Origin of the sequence: Sulfitobacter sp. R18_1, assembly GCF_017743915.1 — a bacterium.
GTDB lineage: Bacteria > Pseudomonadota > Alphaproteobacteria > Rhodobacterales > Rhodobacteraceae > Sulfitobacter > Sulfitobacter faviae.
Window position 1 is genome coordinate 267334 of record NZ_JAGHRG010000003.1, and the last position, 26402, is coordinate 293735.

The 26402-nt window shown below is 60.9% G+C and carries 22 protein-coding genes; 20 read left to right on the forward strand and 2 right to left on the reverse strand.

The annotated features are described in order from the left end of the window. Positions 1-88 precede the first annotated feature (88 nt). Both dnaE and J7392_RS08770 read left to right on the forward strand, forming a co-directional pair. Entirely contained in the window at positions 89-3625 is a 3537-nt protein-coding gene (gene dnaE, locus J7392_RS08765; protein ID WP_209217195.1) for a DNA polymerase III subunit alpha, read from the forward strand. A gap of 82 nt (positions 3626-3707) precedes the next feature. Continuing rightward, positions 3708-4274 (forward strand): hypothetical protein, encoded by a 567-nt coding sequence (locus J7392_RS08770; RefSeq protein ID WP_209217196.1) that lies wholly within the window; start codon positions 3708-3710, stop codon positions 4272-4274. 20 nt (positions 4275-4294) lie between these two features. Here J7392_RS08770 and J7392_RS08775 read toward each other — a convergent pair whose 3' ends face one another. Continuing rightward, positions 4295-4489, reverse strand: coding sequence for a SlyX family protein (locus J7392_RS08775; protein WP_082851915.1), 195 nt, complete (start codon positions 4487-4489; stop codon positions 4295-4297). 178 nt (positions 4490-4667) lie between these two features. Between J7392_RS08775 and hisS the strand changes: the two genes are divergently transcribed. From hisS to J7392_RS08820, 9 genes are all read left to right on the forward strand, one after another. Then, the gene (gene hisS / locus J7392_RS08780; RefSeq protein ID WP_209217197.1) at positions 4668-6164 is read left to right on the forward strand and encodes a histidine--tRNA ligase; all 1497 of its coding nucleotides are present in this window, start codon (positions 4668-4670) and stop codon (positions 6162-6164) included. After that, positions 6164-7246, forward strand: a complete 1083-nt coding sequence (locus J7392_RS08785) for an ATP phosphoribosyltransferase regulatory subunit (RefSeq protein WP_209217198.1) — start codon at positions 6164-6166, stop codon at positions 7244-7246. Before hisS ends, J7392_RS08785 begins: the two co-directional genes overlap by 1 nt. Continuing rightward, on the forward strand, positions 7243-7932 hold the full coding sequence (gene hisG, locus J7392_RS08790) for an ATP phosphoribosyltransferase (RefSeq protein ID WP_067624598.1): 690 nt from the start codon (positions 7243-7245) through the stop codon (positions 7930-7932). The genes J7392_RS08785 and hisG overlap by 4 nt, the downstream gene beginning before the upstream one ends. Positions 7933-8143: 211 nt before the next feature. After that, a complete protein-coding gene (locus J7392_RS08795) occupies positions 8144-8959 on the forward strand; it encodes an ABC transporter ATP-binding protein (RefSeq protein WP_209217199.1) in 816 nt (271 codons plus the stop codon). 70 nt (positions 8960-9029) lie between these two features. Further along, positions 9030-10034: a branched-chain amino acid ABC transporter permease gene (locus tag J7392_RS08800; protein ID WP_209217200.1), complete on the forward strand. Its 1005-nt coding sequence runs from the start codon at positions 9030-9032 to the stop codon at positions 10032-10034. Next, positions 10031-11101 (forward strand): branched-chain amino acid ABC transporter permease, encoded by a 1071-nt coding sequence (locus tag J7392_RS08805; protein ID WP_209217201.1) that lies wholly within the window; start codon positions 10031-10033, stop codon positions 11099-11101. The genes J7392_RS08800 and J7392_RS08805 overlap by 4 nt, the downstream gene beginning before the upstream one ends. A 33-nt stretch (positions 11102-11134) precedes the next feature. Then, entirely contained in the window at positions 11135-12343 is a 1209-nt protein-coding gene (locus J7392_RS08810) for an ABC transporter substrate-binding protein (RefSeq protein ID WP_247744512.1), read from the forward strand. A 2-nt stretch (positions 12344-12345) separates the two neighbouring features. Next, on the forward strand, positions 12346-13188 hold the full coding sequence (locus tag J7392_RS08815; RefSeq protein ID WP_209217202.1) for an ABC transporter ATP-binding protein: 843 nt from the start codon (positions 12346-12348) through the stop codon (positions 13186-13188). 11 nt (positions 13189-13199) lie between these two features. Then, a complete protein-coding gene (locus J7392_RS08820; protein WP_209217203.1) occupies positions 13200-15020 on the forward strand; it encodes a long-chain fatty acid--CoA ligase in 1821 nt (606 codons plus the stop codon). 3 nt (positions 15021-15023) lie between these two features. Here J7392_RS08820 and J7392_RS08825 read toward each other — a convergent pair whose 3' ends face one another. Then, positions 15024-15455, reverse strand: a complete 432-nt coding sequence (locus tag J7392_RS08825; RefSeq protein WP_209217204.1) for a DUF1489 domain-containing protein — start codon at positions 15453-15455, stop codon at positions 15024-15026. 201 nt (positions 15456-15656) lie between these two features. Here J7392_RS08825 and J7392_RS08830 point away from each other — a divergent pair, with 201 nt between their 5' ends. From J7392_RS08830 to J7392_RS08870, 9 genes are all read left to right on the forward strand, one after another. Further along, positions 15657-17936 (forward strand): adenosylcobalamin-dependent ribonucleoside-diphosphate reductase, encoded by a 2280-nt coding sequence (locus tag J7392_RS08830; RefSeq protein WP_209217205.1) that lies wholly within the window; start codon positions 15657-15659, stop codon positions 17934-17936. 321 nt (positions 17937-18257) lie between these two features. Further along, a complete protein-coding gene (locus J7392_RS08835) occupies positions 18258-19307 on the forward strand; it encodes an AAA family ATPase (protein WP_209217206.1) in 1050 nt (349 codons plus the stop codon). A gap of 91 nt (positions 19308-19398) precedes the next feature. Next, complete coding sequence (locus J7392_RS08840; RefSeq protein WP_209217207.1) at positions 19399-19842, forward strand: DUF6634 family protein; 444 nt, start codon at positions 19399-19401, stop codon at positions 19840-19842. Position 19843: 1 nt separating this feature from the next. Beyond that, positions 19844-20095 (forward strand): hypothetical protein, encoded by a 252-nt coding sequence (locus J7392_RS08845; protein ID WP_209217208.1) that lies wholly within the window; start codon positions 19844-19846, stop codon positions 20093-20095. A 483-nt stretch (positions 20096-20578) separates the two neighbouring features. Further along, positions 20579-20728: a hypothetical protein gene (locus J7392_RS08850; RefSeq protein WP_209217209.1), complete on the forward strand. Its 150-nt coding sequence runs from the start codon at positions 20579-20581 to the stop codon at positions 20726-20728. A gap of 278 nt (positions 20729-21006) precedes the next feature. Next, positions 21007-22806 carry an AAA family ATPase gene (locus J7392_RS24440; protein ID WP_209217210.1) on the forward strand — a complete coding sequence of 600 codons (1800 nt, stop codon included), beginning with the start codon at positions 21007-21009 and terminating at the stop codon, positions 22804-22806. After that, complete coding sequence (locus J7392_RS08860; protein WP_209217211.1) at positions 22806-23885, forward strand: hypothetical protein; 1080 nt, start codon at positions 22806-22808, stop codon at positions 23883-23885. Before J7392_RS24440 ends, J7392_RS08860 begins: the two co-directional genes overlap by 1 nt. Before the next feature lie 95 nt (positions 23886-23980). Further along, positions 23981-25015 (forward strand): IS110 family transposase, encoded by a 1035-nt coding sequence (locus J7392_RS08865; protein WP_209217212.1) that lies wholly within the window; start codon positions 23981-23983, stop codon positions 25013-25015. A gap of 454 nt (positions 25016-25469) precedes the next feature. Then, a complete protein-coding gene (locus J7392_RS08870; RefSeq protein WP_209217213.1) occupies positions 25470-26393 on the forward strand; it encodes a patatin-like phospholipase family protein in 924 nt (307 codons plus the stop codon). Positions 26394-26402 lie beyond the last annotated feature (9 nt).

Here is a 26402-nt window from a genome sequence, read left to right on the forward strand (position 1 = left end):
TTGGCAAGAAAAAATACCTTGGGCGAAAAATGCAGCACTGCCGCATCCGGCGCTGGTGCCGGGCAGGCGGCTGGCATAGTTTGCGCCCATGTCAAATGCTCCCCGATTCATTCACCTGCGCAGCCATTCCGAGTATTCCCTGCTGGAAGGCGCGCTGCGGCTGAAAAAGCTGCCCGGCATGTGCCGTGACGCGGAAATGCCCGCGCTGGCGCTGACCGATACCAACAACATGTTCGCCGCGCTGGAATTCTCCGTCGCTATGGCCGGGGCGGGCGTGCAGCCGATCATCGGTTGTCAGGTCGATGTGGCCTATGTCGAGGTGCAGCCGGGCGAGAAACCGCGCCCGCCCGCGCCGGTGGTGCTGCTGGCGCAGAGTGAATTGGGCTACGAGAACCTGATGAAGCTGAACTCCTGCCTCTATCTCGACAAGGGCGGGGCGGCGGCGGAGGTCACGCTGGCGGAACTCGAGGCGCTGAGTGCCGATCTTATCTGTCTCACCGGCGGCCCTTCGGGGCCGGTGGGGATGCTTTTGCAGGGTGGCCAGCGCCCGGCGGCGGAGGCGCTGATGGCGCGGCTGCACAAGGCTTTCGGCGACCGGCTCTACGTCGAGTTGCAGCGCCATCCGGAAGACGGCGGCCAACCCGAGTCCGAGCGCCTGACCGAGCGCGGCTTTGTCGAGATGGCCTATGCCATGGACATCCCGCTGGTCGCGACCAACGATGTGTATTTCCCCAAGCCCGACATGTACGAGGCCCATGACGCGCTGATCTGCATCGCCGAAGGCGCCTATGTCGACCAGAGCCAGCCGCGCCGCCGTCTGACCGCGCAGCATTACTTCAAGTCGCAGGCCGAGATGGCGACGCTCTTTGCCGACCTGCCCGAGGCGCTGAGCAATACCGTCGAGATCGCCAAGCGCTGCGCCTTTATGGCCTATCGCCGCGATCCGATCCTGCCCAAGTTCGCCGACGATGAGGTCGCCGAGTTGCGCCGCATGGCCAACGAAGGCCTGCAAGCGCGTCTGGCGGTGATCCCCCACGCGGTGAGCGTGGAGGAATACCAAAAACGTCTCGATTTCGAACTGGGCATCATCGAAGGCATGGGCTTCCCCGGCTACTTCCTGATCGTTGCCGACTTCATCCAATGGGCCAAGGACAACGACATCCCGGTTGGTCCGGGGCGGGGCTCGGGCGCGGGCTCGCTGGTGGCCTATGCGCTCACGATCACCGACCTCGATCCTTTGCGCTATTCGCTGCTCTTCGAGCGCTTCCTCAACCCCGAGCGGGTCTCCATGCCCGACTTCGACATCGACTTCTGCATGGACCGCCGCGAGGAGGTGATCCGTTACGTGCAAGAGAAATACGGCCGCGACAAGGTGGGACAGATCATCACCTTCGGTGCGCTCTTGTCCAAGGCCGCGGTGCGCGACATCGGGCGCGTGCTGCAGATGCCCTACGGGCAGGTGGATCGCCTCTCGAAGATGATCCCGGTGGAGGGGGTGAAACCCGTCTCCATCGAGAAGGCGCTGGCAGACGAGCCGCGCCTGCGCGAGGAGGCCAAGAATGAGGAGGTCGTTGACCGGCTGCTGACCTACGGCCAGCAGGTTGAGGGGCTCTTGCGCAACGCCTCGACCCACGCCGCGGGCGTGGTGATCGGCGACCGACCGCTGGATCATCTGGTGCCGCTTTATCAGGACCCGCGTTCGGACATGCCGGCGACGCAGTTCAACATGAAATGGGTCGAACAGGCCGGGCTGGTGAAGTTCGACTTTCTGGGTCTGAAGACCCTGACCGTGATCCAGAACGCGCTCGATCAAATCAAGGCCGGCGGGCGGCATCTGCATATCGCCGCGGACGGACGACAGATCTACGAGCCGCCCGAGGGCCATGTCGACGACGTGGCCACCATCCCGCTCGACGACAAGGCGACCTACGACCTTTATTCCAGCGCCAAGACCGTCGCGGTCTTTCAGGTGGAATCGAGCGGCATGATGGATGCCCTCAAGCGCATGAAGCCGACCTGTATCGAGGACATCGTTGCCCTTGTGGCGCTCTATCGTCCTGGCCCGATGGAGAACATCCCGGTCTATTGCGAGGTCAAGAACGGCAAACGCGAGTTGGAATCGGTGCACCCCAGCATCGACTACATCCTCGAAGAGACCCAAGGCATCATCGTTTACCAAGAACAGGTGATGCAGATCGCGCAGGTCATGGCGGGCTATTCGCTCGGCGGTGCGGACCTGTTGCGCCGCGCCATGGGTAAAAAGATCGCCGAGGAGATGGCCAAGGAGCGCCCCAAGTTCGAAAAGGGCGCGATGGCCAATGGCGTCGACAAGAAGAAGGCGGCGGAGGTCTTCGATCTTCTGGAGAAATTCGCCAACTACGGCTTCAACAAGTCCCACGCCGCGGCCTATGCGGTGGTCAGCTACCAGACCGCATGGCTGAAGGCGAACCACCCCGTGGAGTTCATGGCCGGGGTGATGAACTGCGATATCCACCTCACCGACAAGCTGGCGATCTATTTCGAGGAGGTGCGCAAGCATCTTGAACTGCCCTGGGTGCCGCCCTGCGTGAACCGCTCGGATGCGACCTTCAAAGTGGTCGATGGCGCGCTGGTCTATGCGCTGGGCGCGCTGAAGAATGTCGGGCTGGAGGCGATGAGGCTGGTGACCGAGGGGCGCAAGGTGGATGGCGTCGACAAGCCCTTCGCGACGCTCTTCGACCTCGCCCGCCGGGTGGACCTCAAGCGCGTGGGCAAGCGCCCGCTGGAGATGCTGGTGCGCTCGGGCGCCTTCGACCAGCTCGACAGCAACCGGCGGCGGGTTTTCCAGTCGCTCGACGGGCTGGTGAGCTATTCGGCGGCGATCCACGAACAAAAGGCCAGCAATCAGGTCTCGCTCTTCGGGGAGGCGGGCGACGACCTGCCCGAGCCGCGGATGCTGCCCTGTGACGACTGGCAGTCGGCGGAGCGTCTGGCCGAGGAGTTCAAGGCCGTGGGCTTCTACCTCTCGGGCCACCCGCTGGACGACTACATGCCGCCTTTAAAACGCAAATGGGCGCGGGAGACGGGGCTGCCCTTCCTCACGCTGGATGAGCTCAACGAAAAGGTCTCGACCCGCGGCGCGATGAACGCGCGGCTCGCGGGCGTGGTGGCGGGCCGGCAGGAGCGCAAGTCGGCGCGGGGCAACCGCTTTGCCTTTGCGCAACTCTCCGACCCCACGGGCGGCTACGAGGTGACGATCTTCTCCGACGTGCTCGAAGCCTCGCGCGATCATCTTGAGGTTGGCTCCAAGGTGGTGGTCACCGTGGAGGCCACCATGGAGAGCGACCAGTTGAAGCTCTTGGCCCGCGGCATCGGGCCGATCGACGCGGCGGTGGCGGATGCGGGCAGCATGGGGCTGCGGGTCTTCATCGACGGGCCGGGGGCGATCCAATCGGTGGCCGATGTGCTCGCCGGGGCGCGGCAGGCGGTGAAAGCGGCGGGCAAAGGTCCGGTGCAATTTTGCCTGATGGACCCAAGCCTGCCCGGTGAGGTCGAGGTCGATCTGGGGCGCGAATTCCCGGTCACGCCGCAGATCAAGGGCGCGATCCGCTCGCTCGACGGGGTGATGGAGGTTGAGGAGATCTGACTCCCGCGCCGCCCGCTGCTGCATCCAGTGGACGGCGGCGGGTGGCTGCGCTACCTGCCTGCCAAGCAATGGGGAGCAGAGCATGAAACGACGCATCGGCCTTTTGATTGTGGGGACGTTGCTCTCCGCCTGCGCCATGGCCCCCACCGCGCCGAACCCGCAGGTTTCCGAGGTTTCATTCGGCACCGTTCTGCCGTTTGGCGAGGTGGCCCGTGTCTGCGGTCTGGATCTGAGCGAATTCGGGCAACTGGTCGAGGAACCGGCGGCGCGGGGCTACCGGTTGTTCGATTCGCAGCCGGGCAGCGGTGGCGCGCGTAGCTTCTACATCACCGGCTTTGCGGATGATTGCGCGCGTCAGTTGACGGCGGCCAATGTGCTGTTCGGCACACCATCGGTCTATGAACAACTGCACTACGGCCCGGGGGGAGAGAACCTGCCCACCGCCGAGACCGACGCGGCCTATGAGGCGATCAAGGCCCGCGTCTGCGGTGCGGGGCGCGGGAAACCCTGCGGGCGGCAGATCGGCAAACTCGACAAGACCACCTTTTTCGTCAGCGCCTATGAGCGTTTGGGCCAGACCGCGCGCTGGTCCGAAGTGCTGGTGCATGACGGGGCCGTCGCCGCAGTGGCAATGAAATCAGCCAATTGACGGGTGCGCGGCGCTGCCGCTCAGTAATGCGGGGGGCGCTCATCGCCCAAAAGCACCGCGCCACCGCCCGAGGCGTCCCGCTCTCCTTCGCGCTGCATCAGCATATGGACGCGGCGGTTCAGGGTGACGATCTCGGCCTCCTGACGGGTGACGATCTCTGACATATCGTCGACCGCGCGGGTCAGATGGGCGATCTGCTCTTCGAGGCGGCTGATATGTTCGGCTGTTTGGTCTGGGGTGTGATCAGGGCTTTGGTCAGTCATGGCGCGCATCCTTTTTGCGCGATCTAGCACGGACCGGCGGCGCGGGACAGGGGCGGGATGCCGCGTTGCTTGCTCTTGCGGGGGGCTTGGGCTAGACGCGAGGCCAATTGATGCACCGAGGATCCTTGCCATGGCAAAGCCCAAGAAACCCCCCCGTCCCAAGGCGCAAACCCCGAAAGGGTTCCGCGATTATTTCGGGACCGAGGTGACCCATCGGGCCGAGATGCTGAACAAGATCGCCGCCGTTTATCACCGCTATGGGTTCGACGCGCTGGAAAGCTCAGGCGTGGAGACGGTCGAGGCGCTTGGCAAGTTCCTGCCCGACGTTGACCGCCCGAACGAGGGCGTCTTTGCGTGGCAAGAGGATGCCGAGGGCGATAAGCCCGGTGACTGGCTCGCGCTGCGCTATGATCTGACCGCACCCTTGGCGCGGGTCTATGCCCAGCACCGCAATGATCTGCCGATGCCCTACCGCCGCTACGCCATGGGCCCGGTCTGGCGCAATGAGAAGCCCGGGCCGGGGCGGTTCCGGCAGTTCTACCAGTGCGACGCCGATACCGTGGGCGCGCCCTCGGTCGCTGCCGATGCGGAGATCTGCGCCATGCTGGCCGATTGCCTTGAGGAAGTGGGCATCGCGCGCGGCGACTATGTGGTGCGGGTGAACAACCGCAAGGTGCTGAACGGCGTGCTCGAAGTGGCCGGGCTTGCGGGCGACGACAAGGAAGCCGAGCGCGGCATCGTGCTGCGCGCCATCGACAAGCTCGACCGGCTGGGGCCGGAGGGCGTGCGCGCGCTGCTGGGTGAGGGCCGCAAGGACGAGAGCGGCGATTTCACCAAGGGCGCGGGGCTGGGCGAGGCGCAGGCCGAGGTCGTGATGGGCTTCATGCAGGCCAAGCGTGAGACCGGTGCCGATACCGTGGCGCGGCTGCGCGACTTGGTGGCAGGCTCTGAGGTCGGCGTCCAGGGCGTGGATGAGTTACAACTCATCTCGGACCTGCTGGCGGCGGGCGGCTATGGCCCCGACCGGGTTGAGATCGACCCCTCGGTCGTGCGCGGCCTTGGCTATTACACAGGCCCGGTCTTCGAGGCCGAACTGACCTTCGAGATTAAAGACGAAAAGGGCCGCGCGCGGAACTTCGGCTCGGTCGCGGGCGGCGGACGCTATGACGATCTGGTGAAACGCTTCACCGGGCAGGAAGTGCCAGCGACCGGCGTCTCCATCGGTGTCGACCGTCTGCTCGCCGCGCTGGCCGCCAAGGGGCGGCTTGAGGCCGAAGCGACCGGCCCCGTTGTCGTCACCGTGATGGACCGCGACCGCATGGCCGATTATCAGGCCATGGTGGCCGAGCTGCGGCAGGCGGGCATCCGGGCGGAGGTTTATCTGGGCAATCCGAAGAACTTCGGCAACCAGATGAAATACGCCGACAAGCGGCAAAGCCCCGTGGTGGTCATCGAAGGCGGTGACGAGAAGGACCGCGGCGTGGTGCAGATCAAGGACATGGTGCTGGGCGCGCAACTGGCGCAAGAGGCCAGCCATGACGAGTGGAAAGAGCGCCCCAACCAATATGAGGTGCCGCGCGGCGATCTGATCAAAGCGGTGCGCGATATTCTGGATCGGACAAGCTGATGCCCACACGTTCCGAAACGCTGGCGCGCGCGGCCTCCCTGCGCGCGATTTTCGAGGGGCAGGGCGCCGTTCTGGTCGAGCCGCCGATCTTGCAACCGGCGGACACGCTGCTGGACCTCTATGGCGAGGATATCCGTGCGCGCGCCTATGTCACCTCGGACGCGCTGCGCGGTGAGCAGATGCTGCGCCCCGATTTCACCGTGCCCGTGGTGCAGATGCATATGGCCCATGGGGCCGAGCCCGCGCGCTACACCTATTCAGGCGAGGTTTTCCGCCGTCAGGAACACGACCCGAACCGCGCCAATGAGTATATTCAGGTGGGTTTCGAGGTCTTCGACCGCGCCGATCCGGCGGCGGCGGATGCCGAGGTTTTCGCCCTGATCGCCGAGGCGATACAGGGGCTGCCGGTGCGCCCGGTGACCGGCGACATCGGCGTGCTGATGGCGGCGGTGCAGGGCTTGGGCACATCGCCTGCGCGCAAACAGGCGTTGATGCGTCACATCTGGCGCCCGCGCCGTTTTCGCGCGCTGCTTGACCGGTATGCCGGGCGCAGCCCGGTGCCCGCGGGGCGCAAGGCGTTGCTGGCCGAGACCGAGGTGACATGCGACGCGCCGATGGTGGGGCTGCGCTCCCGCGCCGAGATCGAAGCCCGCGTCGCGGCCCTGCGCGAGGATGCGAAGACGCCGCCGATCTCTGCACAGCAGGTCGACCTTTTCGAGGCGCTGTTGGAGGTGCGGGAAACCCTGCCCAATGCGCTGAGCCGCCTGCGCGATCTGGCTGTCGACATGCCCGCCATCGGCGATGCCGTGGCCCGTGTCGCGGCCCGCGCCGATGCGATGCGCGCCCGCGGGATCGACACCGACGCGCTGCTCTTTGAAGCCAGCCATGGCCGGTCTTCGATGGAATATTACGACGGTTTCGTCTTTGCCTTCCGCGCCGCCTCACGGCCCGATCTGCCGAGCATCGCCTCTGGCGGGCGCTATGATGCGCTGACCCGGCGGCTGGGGCAGGGCGATGAAATCCCGGCGGTGGGCGGTGTGATGCGCCCCGGCCTGATGCTGGAACTGGAGGCCGGGCAATGACGCTGAAACTGGGTGTGCCGTCTAAGGGGCGGCTGATGGAGAAGACCTTTGAATGGTTCGGCGCGCGCGGCGTCAGCCTGCAACGGACCGGGTCCGACCGCGAATATGCGGGCAAGGTCGAGGGGATCGAGGATGTCTCGCTCGTGCTGCTCTCGGCGGGTGAAATCCCGCGCGAACTCTCGGCAGGGCGGATCCATCTGGGCGTCACCGGCACCGATCTGGTGCAGGAAAAACTGGCGCTTTGGGATCAGTTGGTCGAACCGCTGGAAGAGTTGAACTTCGGCCATGCCGACCTGATCATCGCCGTGCCGCAGGCTTGGGTCGATGTCGACACGCTGGACGATCTCGACGCCGCCGCCGCCGCCTTCCGTGCCGAACACGGCTTCCGCCTGCGCATCGCCACCAAGTATCACCGGCTGGTGCGGGAATTCCTGCGCACCCATGGCGTGGCCGACTACGCGCTGGTCGACAGCCAAGGCGCGACCGAGGGCACGGTGCTGAACGAGACCGCCGAGGCCATCGCCGATATCACCTCCAGCGGGGAGACCCTGCGCGCCAATCACCTGAAGATCCTCAGTGACGGGCTGATCCTGCAATCGCAGGCGACGCTTTGGCGCTCGCGCATGGCGCCCCTAGAGGATCACAGCCGCAAAGCGCTGAAAACCCTGATCGCACAGCTGACCTGACGTAGCGTCACAGCCCCGGGTTTTTCCCATCCCTTCCATGGCATTGCACCTTCCGAGCCGCTCCGGCGCGGGGGCGCTTTGCCGCGCGTCTTATCGAAAGACTTGCGAGATGCCGCGCTTCGGATAGGGTGAAAGGGTCAACAGGCCGATACCACAAGCACCGCCAAAAGGGGCAGGGGTCGGGACATAGGGAGGATCCGTCGATGATCGGATGTCACGCGCCCCTTGCGGGGGGCCGCAGCCGTCGCCGCATGGGAGTGGGCGATTGCTGAGGGTTGAGGATTTGCATCTGTCCTTTGGCGGCATCAAGGCGCTGCAGGGGGTGAATTTCGAAGCCAAGGCCGGAGAGATCACCGGGGTGATCGGCCCCAACGGCGCGGGCAAAACCTCACTTTTCAATGCGATTTCAGGGTTTTACAGGCCCGACCGGGGCAGCGTGTCCTTTGATGGTCAGGATATCACGACGCTCAGCCCCGACAAGCGCGCGGGGCTTGGCCTCGCGCGGACCTTTCAGAACATCGCGCTGTTTCGCGGCATGACCGTGCTCGATAATATCAAACTTGGTGGGCACACGCGGCTCAAAACCAATGTCTGGCAGGCGCTGCGCTATTTCGGCGCGGCGCAGAAGGCCGAGCTGGAGCTGCGCCGCGAGATCGAGGAGCAGGTGATTGATTTTCTCGAGATCGACCACATCCGCAAATATCCCATCACCATGCTGCCCTACGGCCTGCAAAAACGGGTCGAACTGGGCCGTGCATTGGCGATGCGCCCGCGCGTGCTGCTGCTGGACGAGCCGGTGGCGGGCATGAACCGCGAGGAAACCGCCGACATGGCGCGTTTCATCCTCGACGTGCAGGAGCAATTCGGCACCACGATCCTGCTGGTGGAACACGACATGCACATGGTGATGGACATCTGTAGCCGCATCGTCGTGCTGAACTTCGGCCAGCAAATCGCCAGCGGCACGCCCGAGGAGGTCTCGAACAACCCGGCGGTGATCGAAGCCTATCTGGGGGCCGCGGCATGACGATTTCTTTGAAAGAAATCGGCCCGGAATTTTTGAAAAATTCCGAAGCTAAGGAAAGGGAGGCGCTCTGATGGGGCAGTTCGTGCAATTTGCGATCAACGGGCTGATGGCCGGGGCGATCTACGCGCTGATCGCCGTGGGGATCGTGAGCGTCTACAAGGCCACCAAGGTGGTGAATTTCGCCCATGGCTACCTGATCATGTTCGGGGCCTATTTCTATTTCACCTTCGCCGTGATCGTTCCCGCCCAGCCTTGGGCGCCCGCATGGCTGGCTTCGTGGCAGCCCGGCTGGATGGTCGAGATGCGGGGCGATTTGCCGATGTTTTCGCCCGTGGCGGCAGTGCTCGACTGGGTGGCGAACCTGCCGCGCATCCTCTTGGGGCTGGCGGGGGCGCTGGTCTGCAACGCGATCCTTGGCCGGGTGATCGAGCGGGTGCTGATGCGCCCGCTGATGGGGCAGTCAATCTTCGCCATGATCATGGTGACCGTGGGGTTGATCTCGATCCTCTCGGGCGCGGCGCAGTTGATCTGGACGGCGGATGCGGCAAGCGTGCCCTATATCGCGCCCAACATGCCGATCCGCTTCGAACTGTTCGGCACGATGATCTTCCTCTTCGGCACCGATCTTGTGAACATGGCCGTGGCGCTGCTGCTGTTTGGCGGAATGGTCGCCTTCGTGAAGTTCACCAAGGGCGGCATCGCCATCCGCGCCACGGCCGAGGACCAGTCGACCGCCTATTCCATGGGTATTTCAGTGCCCAAGGTTTTCTCCCGCGCCTGGGTGCTGGCCAGCACCACCGGGGCCATCGCGGGGGCGATCCTCGCCACCCGCAACGGCATTTCGCCGAGCCTCGGCCTCTTCGGTTTCTCGGTGCTGGCGATCGTGCTGATGGGCGGGCTGGATAGCTACGTGGGCGTGCTGATCGCCGCGATGGTCGTCGGCGTGCTTGAGGCGATGACCCAGTGGCAGATGGGCGGCGGCTGGGCCGAGATCGTGCCTTATGTCACCGTTCTGGTGGTGCTGATCTGGCGGCCGCACGGGCTGATGGGGCAAAAGGAGGTCGAGCGGATATGATCAACGCCAACCTGAAGTCCAGCTATGCCGCCGACGAGCGGGTGCTGAACAATCGCTACAAACAGGCCTTCGTTTACGGGTCGATCCTTGCGCTTGTGCTGTTCACGCTGTTCGGGAACGACTACCTCATCCTGATCGCGAGCCAGATGGGCATCCTGCTGATCGCGGTTGTGGGGATCAACATCCTGACGGGCTATACCGGTCTGGTGTCGCTGGGCCACGGTGCCTTCGTCGCCATCGGAGCCTATGCGGTGACGATCTTCGGCAACCTCGGGGCGGGGGTGATCCCGGCGGGGCTGATGCCCTTCGTCTCGGTGCCCTTGGCGGTGGCGCTGGCGGCAGCCGTGGGCGTGCTGGTCGGCCTGCCGAGCCTGCGGGTGAAGGGGCTCTACCTCGCCGTGGCGACGCTGGCGGCGAATTTCATCGTGATCTTCCTGATCGAGGAAGACCTCTTTGCCCCCTGGACCGGTGGCATGGTGGGGCTCAACACCAATGTGCCCAACCTGCTGGGCTGGGAGCTGGATACCAAGCGCGAGATGTTCGGCCTGATCGCAGTGGTGGGGCTGATCTCGCTACTTGCGGCGCAGAACCTGATCCGCACACGGGTGGGTCGCGCCTTCATCGCCATTCGTGACCGCGACTATTCCGCCGAGATCCTCGGTATCTCGCTCTTGCGCTACAAGTTGATGAGCTTTGCCCTCTCGGCCGCGTATTGTGGCCTAGCGGGGGCGCTTTTCGCCTATTTCTACGCCCGCATCCTGCCCGAACAGTTCGAACTGGCGCTGTCGCTGAACCTTGTGGCGGCGCTGATCATCGGTGGCATGGGGCGCACGATGGGGCCGGTTTTCGGGGTCATCATCGTGGTGATGGTGCCCGAACTTATCAAAGTGCTCTTTGGCGCGCTGGCCGGTGACAGCGCCGGCGCGGGGCAATTGCGCGCGCCCTTGCAGCAGATCGCTTTCGGCGTGCTGCTGGTGTTGTTCCTGCTCAAGGAACCCTTGGGCATCAACCAGATCGTCGACCGTATCCTGCGCGCCGCAAACCGTTGGCCGTTTGCGCGCGGGTAAGAATTCACAAGGCCACATCAGGGAGAAGACCAGATGACCATGAACCGCCGATCCTTCCTCGCCACCACCGCCGCCGCGACGGCGGCCATGGGCACGCCGATGATCCTGCGCGCCCAGCCCAAGGAATACGTGCTCGGCGCCTCGCTGCCGCTCACCGGGCCCTTCGCCACAGCGGGGCAGTTGGTCGCGCCTGCCTTCGCCATGGCTGCGAAACTGTTCAACGACGAGGGCGGCGTGGCCGGTGTGCCCATCCGCTTCGTCACCGAGGATTCGGGCTACGTGCCGCAGAACGCGCTCAATAACTACCAGCGCGCGCTGGCCTCGGAGGGCAAGAACATGATTGGCTATTTCGCCGACAGCACCGGCGCGATGAAGCTGATCGCGCCTGAACTCAAGGGCGAGAACGCCCGCATCATGGGCTCGACCTCCTTTGCCTCGGAACTGGCCAACCCCGAGACGCACCCCTACCAGTATCTCTCGGGTCCGACCTATCAGAGCCAGTTCGATATCCTGCTGCAGAACATCAAGAACGAGGGCGGGCAGAAGGTGGCCTTCATCTTCTCTAACACCGAGTTCGGGCGCGATCCGATCGAGCATGGCCGCAAGACCGCCGAGGAGCTTGGCCTCGAGGTCGTGCTCGAGGAAAGCACCAAGGCCGAGGGCGCCGACATTCCCACCCATGTCACCAAGCTGGCGCAATCCGGCGCGGATCACTGCATCCTGCAGGGCTATGTCACCGGCGTCTGGCCGCAGTTGATCGGCGGCGCGCGGCAGTTTGGTCTGCCGGTCAAGTTCAAAGGCACCTTCTGGGGCATGGAGAAGCTGATCGCCGACCGGATCACCGCCGAGGCCGGTCCATTCCTTGCGGGCTACGAGGGCGTCATGCCCTACCGCTATTTCTACGACCGCGAAGACGCGCCGCGTTATCAGCAGTATGCGGAACTCAGCAAGCAGATGTTCGCGGGCACGCCCCTGGAGAACTACATGTCGACATGGGCGATCCAGACCATGTGCGGGCTTGAGATTGCCATGAAGGCCTTCCGCGACACCGCCGAGGCCGGGCTGGAATTGACCCCGGACAATATCGCCGAGAAGCTCTCGGGCATCTCAAACTGGGATTCGAGCGGTTTCTTCGGCGGGCCGGTGAGCATGGAGAACAACGCCATCGGGACCGGCCGGGTCTATGGCTACAACCCCGAGGATGGGCTGTTCACGCCAAAATCGGACTGGTTCACCGTTTGATAATGCGGGGCGTCCCGCGGGCGCCCCACACCCTAGAAAAAGGAGCGCCCGTGCTGACCATCGAGAACATCGAAGTGACCTATCACCACACGGTGCAGGCGCTGCGCGGGCTGTCGCTCGAGGTGCCGGACGGTAAAATCGTCACGCTTCTGGGCACCAATGGCGCGGGCAAAACCACGACGTTGAAGGCGGCGAGCAATCTGCTGGCGCTGGAGAACGGCGAGGTCGGCGAGGGGCGGATTTCCTTCAAGGGCCAGTCGATCATGTCGATCCAGCCCGACCGTCTGGTGCAGCAGGGGCTGTTTCACGTGCGCGAAGGGCGGCGGATCTTCAGCGAGATGACGGTGGAGGACAATTTGATTGCCGCCTCATACGCATTGGACCGGCGGCAGGCGAAGGCGGATTACGACAAGGTCTATGCTTTCTTCCCGCGGCTGAAGGAGCGGCGGCGGCAGATCGCGGGCTATCTCTCGGGCGGGGAGCAGCAGATGCTGGCCTTCGGCCGGGCGATGATCGCGCGGCCCGAGTTGATCCTGATGGACGAGCCGTCGCTCGGCCTCGCGCCCAAGGTGGTGGCGGAGATTTTCGACACGATCAAGCGGCTGAACCAGGAGGACGGCACCGCGATCCTGCTGGTGGAACAGAACGCCGGGGTGGCGTTTTCGGTGGCCGACTACGGCTACATCATGGAAAGCGGCCAGATCGTCATGGAGGGCGATGTCGAAAAACTGCGCGGCGACAAGGACATCCAGTCCTTCTACCTCGGCATGGGCGAGGAGGGCGGCGCGCGGCAGTCCTTCCGCGACGTGAAACATTACAAGCGCCGCAAACGCTGGCTCAGCTAGGGAGGCCCGTGATGGCATTCGACGAGTTCAAGGGCGATTTCGCGCCGCTGGTGCGCATGGTGCACAACCATGCCAAGAACCGCCCCGACGGGGTGGCGATGCGGCAAAAGGAATTCGGCATCTGGAACGAGATCACCTGGGCGGGCCTGCAGGAGATCATGCAGGCCGCGGCGGCAGGGCTTGTCGATCTGGGGCTGACCGCGGGCGATCACGTCGGCATCCTGAGCGAGAACCGCAGCGAATGGGTGCAGGCGCAGTTCGGCATCAACGCCGCGTCAGGCGTCGTCGTGGGCATGTATCCCACCAGCCCGGCGGCAGAGCTGGAGCATCTGATCAACGCCTCGGACAGCACGGTGCTGTTCATCGAGGATCAGGAACAGCTCGACAAGATCAAGGAGTTGGGTGACCGGGTGCCGCAGCTGCGCCAACTGGTGATCTTTAACCCCAAGGGCACGCGGGGCGAGGATCTGCTGGGGCTGATCAGTTTCGACGATCTGCTCGACCGGGGCCGGGCGCGGCTTTCGGAATTGCAAGACGACCTGCGCGCGCGGCAGGCGGGGATCGAGCCCGATGACACCGCCATGATGGTCTTCACCTCCGGCTCCACCGGCCTGCCCAAGGCGGCGGAGATTTCCTATGGCAACATCCACGCGGGCGTGGGCGTGGCGCGGGATGTCTTCGGCGACTACCCGCCCGGGACGGATGTGCTGAGCTACCTGCCCTTGTGCCACATCGCGGAACAGGCGGTGACGGTGATCAACGGGTTGGCGCAGCAATTCGTGATGAACTTTGGCGAAAGCCTGAGGACCATCACGCTCGATCTGCGGGAGGTCGCGCCGCAGGTCTTTTTCGGCGTGCCGCGGATCTGGGAAAAGATGCAGGCGGGCGTGCTGGTGCAGGCGCAGACCGCCGGGCGCATCAAGGGGCCGATGACGCTGATGGCGCTGAAGGGCGCGCAGCGGCGCGGCATGATCCGACGCGACAAATGGAGCGCCGGGGACCGGCTGGCCCATGCCTTCTGGGACGCGCTGATCTACCGTCATATCCGCAGCTATCTGGGCCTCGGGCGGACCAATTTCGCGATCTCCGCCGCCGCACCGATCAGCGCCGAGCTTCTGGGGTTCATGCGCGGTATCGGCGTGAATATCCGCGAGGCTTGGGGCATGTCGGAGACCTCGGGTGTGGGCACGATCCAGCCCTCCTGGGGCCAATGTGACGGCCGCATTGGCTTCCCGGTCAGCGGGGTGCGCACTAAGATCGCCGAGGATGGCGAGGTGCTGTTCTCGGGCGGGACCATCTTCAAGGGCTATTACAAGAACCCCAAGGCCACCGCCGATACGCTCCGCGACGGCTGGCTGCACACCGGCGATGTGGGCCGCGAGGAGGCCGACGGTTCGATCACGCTGATCGACCGCAAGAAGGACATCATGATCAACGCCGCGGGCAAGAACCTCGCGCCCGCGCATATCGAGAATGTCATCAAGGCTAGCCCCTTCATCAAGGAGGTCGTCGCCGTGGCCGACAAGCGGCCCTATGTGACAGCACTGGTGCAGATCGACATGGATACGGTGCGGCTCTGGGCCGAAGGGCAGGGGATCGCCTATACCACTTTCCGCTCGCTCGCCGAACACCCCAAGGTGCAGGAATTGATTGACGCGGAAGTGGCCAAGCAGAACCGCGATCTGGCGCGAGTCGAGCAGGTCAAAAAGGTCTGGCTGATGCGCAAGGAGCTTGACCACGACGACGGCGAGGTGACCGCGACGATGAAGGTGCGCCGAGCCAAAGTCTACGAACTCTATGGGGATCAGATCGAGGCGCTCTACGCCGACTGAGGCTCAGAGCACGCCGATCTCGGCCAGGGCGCGGTTCAATTCCACGGGCAGTTCCGCCTCGGCCTCGCGGCCCTCGGGCAGGTCGGGCGGGGCATCCTCGGGCTTGAGGTAGCGCCAGCCCTGAAAGGCGCGGCGCAGGCTGTTCTGGGTGCGGATGATCTCGGGGTCCAGCACGATGGCGCAGCGCCGGATGCCGTCGGCGCGGGTGACCTCCTCCAGCCGGACGATGCGCTGGCGGGCTTGGATCACACCCTTGATAACCCAATAGATCGAGCCGCCGTTGAGAATCTCGGCCTCGCGCTTGGGCCACATGCGGGTCACATGGCGCGGCAGCCCGTCATGCGTGCGCACGTCCTTGCGCGCCTGCCATTTGGCAAGGCTTTCGACGCCTTCGGTGCCGACCGAAAGTTTGATTAGATTGATGTAGTTATCCAAAAGTTCCCCCGGAGCGCTGCCTGAGAATGCGCCTTTATATAGTAGTTTCTCCTTCGGAGCTAGCAAGGTATTGTGGTAGGCTGAAGAATAAATTCCAGCCGATCTGCATTTTCGGCGTTGAGAAATCAGCCCGGCCTGTTGTATCGATGCCAACTCTTAAGTCGCATTCGTGCTGCCCTCACGACTCAAAGGAACCGTTGTATGTCCCGCTTTACCGCCCCGATCGCCGAACAAATCTGGGATATGAAATACCGTTTTAAAGGGGCCGATGGCACCCCGAAGGACGTCACGGTGGAGGACACATGGCGCCGCATCGCCCGCGACCTCGCGCAGGTCGAATCGAAGGCGGACGTCTGGGAAGACAAGTTTTTCAACGCGCTGGAGGATTTCAAATACCTCCCCGCGGGCCGCATCACCGCAGGCGCCGGCACCGCGCGCCGCGTGACGCTGTTCAACTGCTTCGTCATGGGCACCGTGCCCGACAGCATGTCCGGCATCTTCGACATGCTGAAAGAGGCCGCGCTGACCATGCAGCAGGGCGGGGGAATCGGCTATGACTTCTCCACCATCCGGCCGCGCGGCGCGGATGTGCTGGGCGTCTCGGCGGATGCCTCCGGCCCGCTGTCCTTCATGGATGTCTGGGACGCCATGTGCCGCACCATCATGTCCGCAGGCTCCCGCCGCGGCGCGATGATGGCGACCATGCGCTGCGACCACCCGGATGTGGAGGATTTCATCGCCGCCAAGTCCGACCCCGCGCGTCTGCGCATGTTCAACATGTCCGTGCTGGTCACCGACCCCTTCATGGAGGCCGTGAAGGCCGACGGCTCGTGGGACCTCCTCTTTGGCGACAAGGTTTACAAGACCGTGCAGGCGCGCGATCTGTGGAACAAGATCATGCAGGCGACCTATGATTACGCCGAGCCGGGCGTGATCTTTATCGACCGCATCAACGCCGCGAACAACCTGAACTATTGCGAGACCATCGCCGCCACCAACCCCTGTGGCGAGCAGCCCCTGCCGCCCTATGGCGCCTGCCTTCTGGGCTCGATCAACCTTGCCCGTCTGGTCGCACAGCCTTTCGAGGACGACGCCCATCTCGACCAAGACGCGATGAGCGAGTTGGTCGCCACCGCCGTTCGCATGATGGACAATGTGGTCGATGTGTCGAACTTCCCGCTGCCCGAACAGGCTGCCGAGGCGCAGAACAAGCGCCGCATCGGTCTGGGCGTCACCGGCCTTGCCGATGCGCTGTTGATGGTCGGCCTGCGCTACGGCTCTGACGAGGCGGCGGCCCAGACTGAGGCATGGCTCAAAGCCATCGCCCGCGCCTCCTATCTGGCGAGCGTGGATCTGGCGAAAGAGAAGGGGGCCTTCCCGCTCTTCGATGCCGAGAAGTTCCTCGCCTCCGGCACCATGCAGCAGATGGACGACGACGTGCGCGAGGCGATCCGCGAACACGGTATCCGCAACGCGCTTTTGACCTCCATCGCGCCCACCGGCACGATCAGCCTCTACGCGGGCAACGTGTCCTCGGGGATCGAGCCGGTCTTTGCCTATGCCTACACCCGCAAGGTGCTGCAAAAAGATGGCAGCCGGACCGAGGAAGAGGTCGTCGACTACGCCGTGCAGATGTGGCGCGAGCTGAAGGGTGACGCGCCGCTGCCCGACTATTTCGTCAACGCCCAGACCCTGCCGCCCGCCGATCACGTCAAGATGCAGGCCGCGGCGCAGAAATGGATCGACAGTTCGATCTCCAAGACCATCAACTGCCCCGAGGACATCTCCTTCGATGCCTTCAAGGACGTCTACATGCAGGCGTGGGACACAGGCTGCAAAGGCTGCACCACCTATCGCCCCAACGATGTAACCGGTTCGGTTCTGAGCGTCTCTTCCGAGAAGAGCGACAAGGCCCCCGCCGACAGTCCCGATCAGGTCAGCGAAGGCGGCGAGATCGTCTATATGTCCGATCCGCTGGACCGCCCCGCCGAGTTGGAGGGCAACACCTATAAGGTTAAATGGCCCGACAGCGAGCACGCGCTTTACATCACCATCAACGATATCGTGCTAAACGGTCATCGTCGCCCCTTCGAGGTCTTCATCAACTCCAAGAACATGGAGCATTTCGCCTGGACCGTGGCGCTGACGCGCATGGTCTCGGCCGTGTTCCGCCGTGGCGGCGATGTCTCCTTCGTGGTGGAAGAGCTGAAAGCCGTCTTCGACCCGCGCGGCGGGGCTTGGATGCAGGGCAAATACATCCCCTCGATCCTCGCGGCCATCGGCGGCGTGATCGAGCGCCACATGATCGCCACCGGCTTCATCGCGGGAGAGGGCATGGGTCTGAAGACCGACCCGCAGGCGAAGGTCGTCGGCCTCGACGCCCCGCGCGGCAAGTCCTGCCCGTCTTGCGGTCAGTTCGACATGCGGATGGTCGAAGGCTGCATGACCTGCGGGAGCTGCGGGCATAGTAAGTGTGGGTGATATAATGCGCCTTATTGTAGGTGTGATGTGACAGCGGGCAATTGAGAGCCATTTGACCCACAGAAACGACCTTTGGGTGGGGCTTAAATGACCACTGAAAGCTAAGTCATTGAAATTGTTGAAACTGAGAAATGCCGATCCGACAGGGTCGGCATTTTCGTTTCAGGGCTGAACTCCCGGAGCGGAGGTTGACTGACCCCACAAAATGTTCTCATTACGTTCTTATGGATCCGGATCCTCTTGTTGAAACCCTTGGCAGCTACACGCTGCCAGATGCTGGCTGCCCAAAAGATGGGCGGGCCGGTTCAGAGAGGACACCAAATGCCGCGCATTCAATTTGCCGAGGTCAGTTTCCCTGATCCCAACCTGCCTTCGGCCTACGACATCGAAGTCCGTTTAAAGAAGTTCCTGGACAGCTTCCGAGAACGGATTGGTAGCCCAAAATTTGACTACGCGCTGTCCGAAGCCGACCGGCTAAAAATCAAACGGAGATCGGCGGCATACCTCAGCGCCGTTTCACGCAACTCTGGCATGGACCACCTTGACCCGAAGGATCGTGCGCGACTCGAGGTGTTCCGAAATGGCGCACAAGTACAGCTAGTGGAGACCGAGCACCGCGCCGACGAAATCGCCAGTTGTCTCCACACGGAGATGCCGTGGATGGCTCCTGCAACAGAACGTCTTTGGCACGACATGCGGGCTTCGGTCCGCAACGGCGATCCTGCCCCCTTTGTCCGGCCAATGCTCCTCGTCGGTCCGCCAGGGATCGGCAAGAGCCACTGGTCTCGCCTGCTGGGCGCGCAGCTCTCCGTGCCGACGACAATCATAGAAGCCACGGGTGAGCCCGCCTCATTCGTTGTTACGGGGTCTCAAAAGGGATGGGGATCGGCGGGCCCGGGAAAGGTTCTGGAAGGGATCATTGCCTCTCAGATTGCGAATCCTGTGGTCGTGGTCGACGAGATCGAGAAAGCAGGGGATGTACAATCAATAGGCGGTCAGCGGTATTCTTTGACCGAGGGTTTGCTGCCCCTACTTGAGAGGTCCACCGCGCGTCGTTGGTCATGCCCGTACTTCCGTATTGGCTTCGACATGTCCTGGATCACTTGGGTTCTGACAGCCAATAGCCTGCGCGGTCTGTCAGCCCCTTTCCTTAGCCGATGCCCTCCCACAGTTCTGACGGCTCTGACGCGAGAACACCTGATCGGATTCGCCGAGCGCGAAGGGGCGCGTCGTGACCTTCCCCAAGATGCGGTCGATGCGGTCAAAGAAGTCATCGAAGCGATCCGGACCCCGCATCACGTCAGCCTGCGATCAATTATACGAATGCTCGATGCCGTGGATCAGGCGATGAACCGGCCTGTGTTGCATTGAGTAGATGTCGGCTGGGTTGCGGAGCATCTCGTCCCGCCGGTCTCTCTGTCTTTCCTTCAATCACATCATTAACTTTACTTTGGAGTTCCCCATGACCAATAAAGCCCTTTGGGCCCAGAAATTACGTTCCGCCATCAAAGCTGCCGATGCCGGACCCACCGAAACCGACCTGGTCGACGCACCAATGCTGACATATTGGCGACCGCATGTATCCCGCCTTGGCGCGCCCATCCTGTGGGGGATCGCGTCCGGTCACCCAAGGCTGACCGGCGGCTGGATCACGACCTCGCAGCTTGTCGCGATTGACGTCGACCAAGGCTGGGCGCGCTCGGCATCACGGTGGTATGCGCTGGGTCGTCCATTCGCCGACTATGAGAGGACCATAGCCAAGGATCTCGGGCTGGAAGAGGCACCTTCCGGGTTCGTGCAGATGGACGTACCTGGGTATCGGCCGCTGAACAACTTGTCTTTGCTGGATGAACTTTTGGCAGCTTGGCGGGCACGTATGACGCTCGACCATAAAGGGGAGGGCTGACATGTCCGAAGAAGAAGGCCCCAAGTACTTCGATTTCGAGGAACGGCAGCGGCAGAAAGCGCGGTCACGTCAACGCGATGAAGAGAGGCTGGCGCGGGGGGAGATATCGCCGCGGGAACTCCAGGAGGAGAACATGCCATTTCGGAAGCTGCGACGTGACAAGGTAGCGATCTACCGAGACCGCAAAACCGGGGAGTTCAAGCACATTTCTTTCGAGCGGAAACGTCGTCCGAAAGGTGGCAGTGAGGATTGACGCCCCAGAAGAAGGCCTGCCGCCGCTCGGCGTGTGACAGGCCTTCGGGCCCATGGTGTAGCAGGTGCCAGTTCCACAGTGGCTTGTGTGCTACGGCAAGGGGCGGGGGGAATAACCGCTCTTTGCGGGATTCCGTCGAACTTTGAATCTCTAAACAGGAGACTTCCCGATGTGGACATTAGCTGGAGCCAATCGTTGCCTTCGCAATTAAGGAAAGAGTGCAGGGATAGATATCCTGCGGTGTATTACTCATGAATTACCAATGGAGGAGCCACTGTTTCAATTTCAGGAATTCATCGAAAGATGCGGATACAGCCCTCGGAGCACACGCCTCCTGCGCCATGATGCACGTGGTGGCTTGGCTTGGAGGCGAGGGAAAGGTGTCTTTCTCTGTTTCGCGTCGTTTCAGACACAAGAGAACTCACCCTATAATGGGGCACCATCTCACGCATGTCATTTTGTTCCCATGGTGGAAACCGAAAGTTGATGAATCTCGATCGCAATTTACGGGACTATCAAGTCTCTATTCTCGAAGTAGCCTCCCCTGAGATGTCAGCCGCCGAAATCATCGTAAATGAGGATGCATGGAAAGAAAAACTCGGTGCCCGCGCACATGGCTTGAACGCAAACTGAGTGTTTCGGTGTTCGTTTTCACGTCGGATTGACCCCACTTTTTCATTTGGCGCTGACCCATCTGATAGATGGCAATCTCATGAAAAATAAACACAATTATTGACATCGGCGGGTCTTGGCGTTTCGAAAGGCTGGGTCGATTTTTTGCAGAATTCGACATCCAAAGCGGACTTTTCTCGAAAGCGCAGCATTTTCACGCGACAGGATCTTGAGATTGCGAATGCAGCTGATTTCGGTTTGATTGAAATGTGAAGTTTCAATAGATCGGAAATCTAGCTGTGAGTCTCTTTGACCAAAAAATTGAAGGCGTTCCACAATTTGTGACCTATTTCTCGCCTATTCTCGAAGTACTACGTGATGTTGGTGGGAAGGCGAAGCCACGGGACGTAATGGCCGAAATTGCGCAACGCTACGATATTCCCGAAGAAGACCTTGAAAAAACCAACAGAAACGGGCAGCCAAAATTCTTTAATCGCGTAGCTTGGGCGCGGTTCTATCTAGTAAAAGGCGGCTTCTTATTCTCACCCAAGCGCGGTGTTTGGGCCCTAACAGACAACGGGAAATCAGTGCAGATGACAGATGAACTGGCCGTTGATATTTTCAAACGTGAACACTTGGCGCTGAAAGACGAGGATGACGATCAAGCACCGGAGGGAGAGATCGTCCCTGATGGTATGAACTATTGGTTTGTCGGCGCTGGCTGGAACGATGGCGACCAGACGGCGCGTTTCCTAGATGAGGGTATCTGGGAAAACGGATATGATGAAAAATTCGGGCATCTGGTTAAACAGATGAAGCAGGGAGACCGGATCGCTATCAAGGCGACGTATACCCGTAAGCACGATGTGCCTTTCGAGAACCGTGGCCGGACAGTCAGCGCGATGCGTATCAAGGCAATTGGTACAATCACCGGCAATCATGGTGACGGGAAAATTGTCAAAGTCGCCTGGGAAGAAATCGACCCGCCGCGCGAGTGGTTCTTTTACACCTATCGCACAACCATCGCCCGCGCACGGTTTGAGGATGATGAAATGGCGCGGCAGCTTGTTTCTTTCGCGTTTGATGGTCACGAGCAGGACGTTGATGGCTTTCTTGCGCATCCATATTGGGCTGAAAAGTTCGCCAAAGATGTGGCACCACTCACCGCGATTGAAGACGAAGAGCAGTCGGACAGTGAGACCGAAGCGCCGCCAAATGAGCCCTATGATGTCGAGGGCATCGTCGCGGATGGTGGTTTCCTGCCGCACTCATCGTTGTCCAATATGATCGACCGGCTTGAGATCAAAAAGAACCTTATTCTGCAGGGCGCGCCCGGCACTGGTAAGACGTGGTTGGCCAAACGTCTCGGCAAAGCGTTAATAGGGCGACGAACCCCTAAACCCGAGCAACTGCGATCAGTCCAGTTTCATCCTTCGCTGTCCTATGAGGATTTTGTGCGGGGCTATCGCCCCAGTTCAAATGGCCTGAAACTTACCGATGGTGTGTTCTTGCAGGCAGTCGAGGCTGCGCGTGCGCAACCCGACGTCGCACATGTGCTCATCATTGAAGAGATCAACCGTGGCAACCCTGCGCAGGTCTTTGGTGAGATGCTGACTTTGCTTGAGAACACAAAGCGCAGCCGTGCCGACGCTATAGAACTGGCTTATAGAAAACAGCCAGGCGAACGTGTGCATGTTCCCGATAATCTCTACGTTATCGGAACCATGAATATTGCCGACCGCTCACTAGCATTGGTCGATCTAGCACTCCGTCGTCGGTTCGCCTTTGTCTCGCTTGCGCCTGAACTGAATGATTCCTGGGCGGCTTGGTGCTTGGATCGCGGGTTTGACCAAGAGATGGTGACACTGGTGCGCGCTCGGATGATGGCGCTTAATGAAGAAATTTCGGCGGATAGAACGCTAGGCACACAATTCCGCGTCGGTCATTCCTACGTCACGCCGACCACGCCGCTGGATGACCCGATGAGTTGGTTTAGCGACGTGATAAACACAGAAATCGGACCTCTTTTGGAAGAATATTGGTTCGATGCACCCGAGCGCGCTGCTGAAGCAATGACTCGCTTACGAAACGGTCTTTGATGTCGACCAAGATTCCACTGCGCAATATTTGGATATTGTTTCTATATGCTGCTGATCTTGTGCAACTGCGCGATAGGTTCGAACGCGACGTTGAGAACGCGCGGGATCTGCCTGATCTGGTAGGCCGATTACTTGCCCATGTCGTCGAAGATCGCTTGCGCCGCAATCTGAGCCGGGGGTATCGGACACGTGTCGCAGTCCTGCCACGCGTGCGCGGCCGCATTGACATGCTGGTAACAGAGGCGGGGCAGCTCATGGAACGGGGGCACATCGCCTGCCGATTTGAAGAGCACGTAATGGATACGTCCCGCAATCGACTGGTCCGTGCAGCCCTGGAAAGGCTGGCTGCGTGCGTTTCATCCAAGGAAACGGCGCATCGGTGCCGCGGGCTTGCCGCTGACTTCTCCCGCTCCGGCGTCTCGGCGGGGCGGCCGTCACGAGCTGAACTTGGCGTCGATCAAATCGGGCGCAACGAAAGCGCTGACCGGATGATGGTCGCACTTTCCCAGATGATCTTTGACGGAACAATCCCTACAGAAACGCAAGGGACAGTACTGCAACCAGGTGACGAAACGGGCACACACCTGATCCGACGTCTATTTGAGCGTGCCGTCGGCAATGCACTCCGGATCAAGCTTGAGCCATTGGGTTGGCATATCGCGCAAGGACGAAGGAGTGCCTGGCCCGTGGCGATGGCGACTTCTGGCATATTCGAGATACTTCCAGGCATGCAGACAGACATTGAAATGAACCACGCTGTTTCGCGAAGGCGTATCGTGATTGACACGAAATTCGCGAACATTTTTACGTCCTCAAATTATCGCGAGAATATTTTGAAAAGCGGATACCTCTACCAGATGTACACCTACCTAAGAACACAGGAAAACATATCCGAAACGGCGAGCATGACCGCTGAAGGTCTTTTTCTTCACCCTCAAGTTGGCGGAAGAGTAAATGAAACGATGATCGTTCAAGGGCATCCAATTTCGTTTAGGACAGTCAACCTGACGGCGTCTGCAACTGAATTTGAAAAGCAACTGTGTTCCTCAACCACTATCGAAGAAGAGTTTTCACGTTAAGAACGGCCCAAAGCATGCGTAATTGGGCTGCCCTCTGTTTTGAGGTCGAGCTCCCGATAAGATCACAGGATGACTGTGAACAAGGGAGATGAGAAATGGAATATTTTGCCGGAATAGACGTGTCGCTGCGATCCTGTGCGCTTTGCATTGTTGATGGCAAGGGAACCGTGCTGCTTGAGCGCGAACTACCATGCGAGGTCAGCGACATCGCTGAGTATCTTGGAACGTTTCCCCATCCGATTGAACGGGTTGGTTTTGAAGCGGGCACCATGAGCCAGCATCTGTTCCATGGCCTGAAAGCGAAAGGTTTTGACGTTGTCTGCATGGAAGCGCGTCAGGTGAATGCAGCGCTGTCGGCAATGCGTAACAAGACAGACAAGAATGACGCACGCGGCATCGCTCAAGTCCTGCGCACTGGTTGGTTCAGCCCAGTTCACATGAAGAGCCGCGAAGCGCATGGCGTCCGTGCTTTGCTGAGCACCCGCAAAGCGCTCCTGAAGAAGACGATGGATCTCGCCAACGAGGTACGTGGGCTGTTGAAGATCTTTGGCAGTAGCCTGCCCATGACTGTGAAGCACGGCAGTTTTGACGGTGTTGTTCGACCGTTGATCGAGATGGATGAAGTTTTGGCCCATGCTTTGGTGCCGCTGCTGGATGCACGCGTGGTTTTGTATCAGCACTTTTTGGAACTGGATCGCAGGGTCAAACGCGCTGCCAGCCAAGACGAGGTGTGCATGCGCATGATGACAGTTCCAGGCGTTGGTCCGATTGCATCCCTGACTTTCAAAGCCGCCGTCGATGATCCGACGCGCTTCAAACGGTCACGAACTGTTGGCGCGCATTTTGGCCTGACGCCGAGACGATACCAGTCTGGTGAGCACGACAATCCTGGCCGCATATCGAAAGCAGGTGACAGGGATGTCCGCGCAATTTTGTACGCAGCCGCCAACGCTTTGCTGATGCGAACGATGGCGGGGTCTCAGATCAAATCTTGGGGCATGCGACTGATGCGCACCAAGGGTCGTCGTCGCGCCGTTGTCGCTGTCGCACGCAAACTCGCCGTCTTGCTCCACCGGATGTGGATTGATGGCACGGAATTCCGTCAGGACCAGGTGGGAGGCATGGCATGATCTAAAACGCCAACCACCAATCCTAACGGGGTCGTCCCTCACCGGACGAGGTTCGTGGAGAAAGCCGAAAGTGTCTGCTGCGCAATGTGAAGCGCGTCTCAAAGCAAGGCTCTCCACGTCCGATCCGACATATGCGTGCAGCGGTGCCATCACGGCATCAACCAGACTGCGAAGAGAAGCGTGACCCGGATGAGTGACATTGACCGAAAAGAAAGAAGGAAAACGAGCTTGACCCAAACACCCAATTAGAGAAGCCGACCTTCGTCGCCAAAGAAAACGCTGCTGCGCAGCGCCGCCTAAGCAGACGTTGCCGATAAACTTGTATGGTGCTTTGATTTCGCCTGTGGGCGGGCGCAAATATACCGTCACCTGTAAGGAAACAATTGAAAGCAGATCACCTCTTGTGCAACTCGCCTCCAAAGCTCACACTATCTACCGGTGAGGATCGATAGTAATGAGTGGTGACAGCTGCCGAATTTTGAGTTTGGACGGTGGGGGAGCGAAAGGCTTTTATTCGCTCGGTATATTACGAGAAGTAGAGGCCATATTACCGCAGCCGATCCATGAGACCTTCGATCTCATCTTTGGCACCAGTACCGGTTCCATCATTGCCGCGCTTCTTGCAACTGGTCATTCTGTCGATGAAATCCATGAACTGTATTGCAAGCATGTACCGCCTATAATGCGAGTTTCCGGCAAGGCAGCAAAATCTTCAAAACTGCGTGAGACTGGCGCGACTGTCTTCGGTGACGCGGACTTCGACACAGTTCTGACTGGCCTCGGTATCGTGTCGACTAAGTGGCAACTCGAGACGCCGATGATTTTCAAGAGCAGGGAGACCCAAGCGCACGGACGTCGAGCCACTTTTATGCCTGGGTTCGGATGTAAATTGGCAGATGCGATTGAAGCGTCATGTTCGGCATACCCGTTCTTTGAAATCAAAACCCTGGAAACAAGTTCTGGTGACCTCGTTGAATTGTTTGACGGCGGATATTGCGCCAACAACCCATCACTTTACGCAATTGCCGATGCGACGGTTGCACTCGGGTATGCACCCGAGAAATGTCGGCTACTATCTTTGGGCTGCGGCCAGTATCCGGAACCAGAGCGTGGCTTTATTGCGCGCCGGATCAACAGCTTCCTTCCGGTTCAGTTGCTCCAAAAAACACTTGAAGTGAATACTGCCTCAATGGATCAACTTAGGCGGCTGCTCTACTCAAACGTGCCGACAGTCCGGATCAGCGACTCCTTCGATAAACCAGAAATGGCGACGGACATGTTTGAACATGATCTGAAGAAACTAAACCTCCTACGTCAGCAAGGAGGGGAGTCATTTGCGCGACGTGAAGAAGACATCCGCCAACTACTTTTTGACTAAGGAATAGCA

What these genes read in the sequence shown, in the direction of transcription:
- dnaE (WP_209217195.1), top strand. Translation starts at nt 89, where the DNA reads ATGTCAAATGCTCCCCGATTCATTCACCTGCGCAGCCATTCCGAGTAT.
- J7392_RS08770 (WP_209217196.1), top strand. Translation starts at nt 3,708, where the DNA reads ATGAAACGACGCATCGGCCTTTTGATTGTGGGGACGTTGCTCTCCGCC.
- hisS (WP_209217197.1), top strand. Translation starts at nt 4,668, where the DNA reads ATGGCAAAGCCCAAGAAACCCCCCCGTCCCAAGGCGCAAACCCCGAAA.
- J7392_RS08785 (WP_209217198.1), top strand. Translation starts at nt 6,164, where the DNA reads ATGCCCACACGTTCCGAAACGCTGGCGCGCGCGGCCTCCCTGCGCGCG.
- hisG (WP_067624598.1), top strand. Translation starts at nt 7,243, where the DNA reads ATGACGCTGAAACTGGGTGTGCCGTCTAAGGGGCGGCTGATGGAGAAG.
- J7392_RS08795 (WP_209217199.1), top strand. Translation starts at nt 8,144, where the DNA reads ATGTCACGCGCCCCTTGCGGGGGGCCGCAGCCGTCGCCGCATGGGAGT.
- J7392_RS08800 (WP_209217200.1), top strand. Translation starts at nt 9,030, where the DNA reads ATGGGGCAGTTCGTGCAATTTGCGATCAACGGGCTGATGGCCGGGGCG.
- J7392_RS08805 (WP_209217201.1), top strand. Translation starts at nt 10,031, where the DNA reads ATGATCAACGCCAACCTGAAGTCCAGCTATGCCGCCGACGAGCGGGTG.
- J7392_RS08810 (WP_247744512.1), top strand. Translation starts at nt 11,135, where the DNA reads ATGACCATGAACCGCCGATCCTTCCTCGCCACCACCGCCGCCGCGACG.
- J7392_RS08815 (WP_209217202.1), top strand. Translation starts at nt 12,346, where the DNA reads ATGCGGGGCGTCCCGCGGGCGCCCCACACCCTAGAAAAAGGAGCGCCC.
- J7392_RS08820 (WP_209217203.1), top strand. Translation starts at nt 13,200, where the DNA reads ATGGCATTCGACGAGTTCAAGGGCGATTTCGCGCCGCTGGTGCGCATG.
- J7392_RS08830 (WP_209217205.1), top strand. Translation starts at nt 15,657, where the DNA reads ATGTCCCGCTTTACCGCCCCGATCGCCGAACAAATCTGGGATATGAAA.
- J7392_RS08835 (WP_209217206.1), top strand. Translation starts at nt 18,258, where the DNA reads ATGCCGCGCATTCAATTTGCCGAGGTCAGTTTCCCTGATCCCAACCTG.
- J7392_RS08840 (WP_209217207.1), top strand. Translation starts at nt 19,399, where the DNA reads ATGACCAATAAAGCCCTTTGGGCCCAGAAATTACGTTCCGCCATCAAA.
- J7392_RS08845 (WP_209217208.1), top strand. Translation starts at nt 19,844, where the DNA reads ATGTCCGAAGAAGAAGGCCCCAAGTACTTCGATTTCGAGGAACGGCAG.
- J7392_RS08860 (WP_209217211.1), top strand. Translation starts at nt 22,806, where the DNA reads ATGTCGACCAAGATTCCACTGCGCAATATTTGGATATTGTTTCTATAT.
- J7392_RS08865 (WP_209217212.1), top strand. Translation starts at nt 23,981, where the DNA reads ATGGAATATTTTGCCGGAATAGACGTGTCGCTGCGATCCTGTGCGCTT.
- J7392_RS08870 (WP_209217213.1), top strand. Translation starts at nt 25,470, where the DNA reads ATGAGTGGTGACAGCTGCCGAATTTTGAGTTTGGACGGTGGGGGAGCG.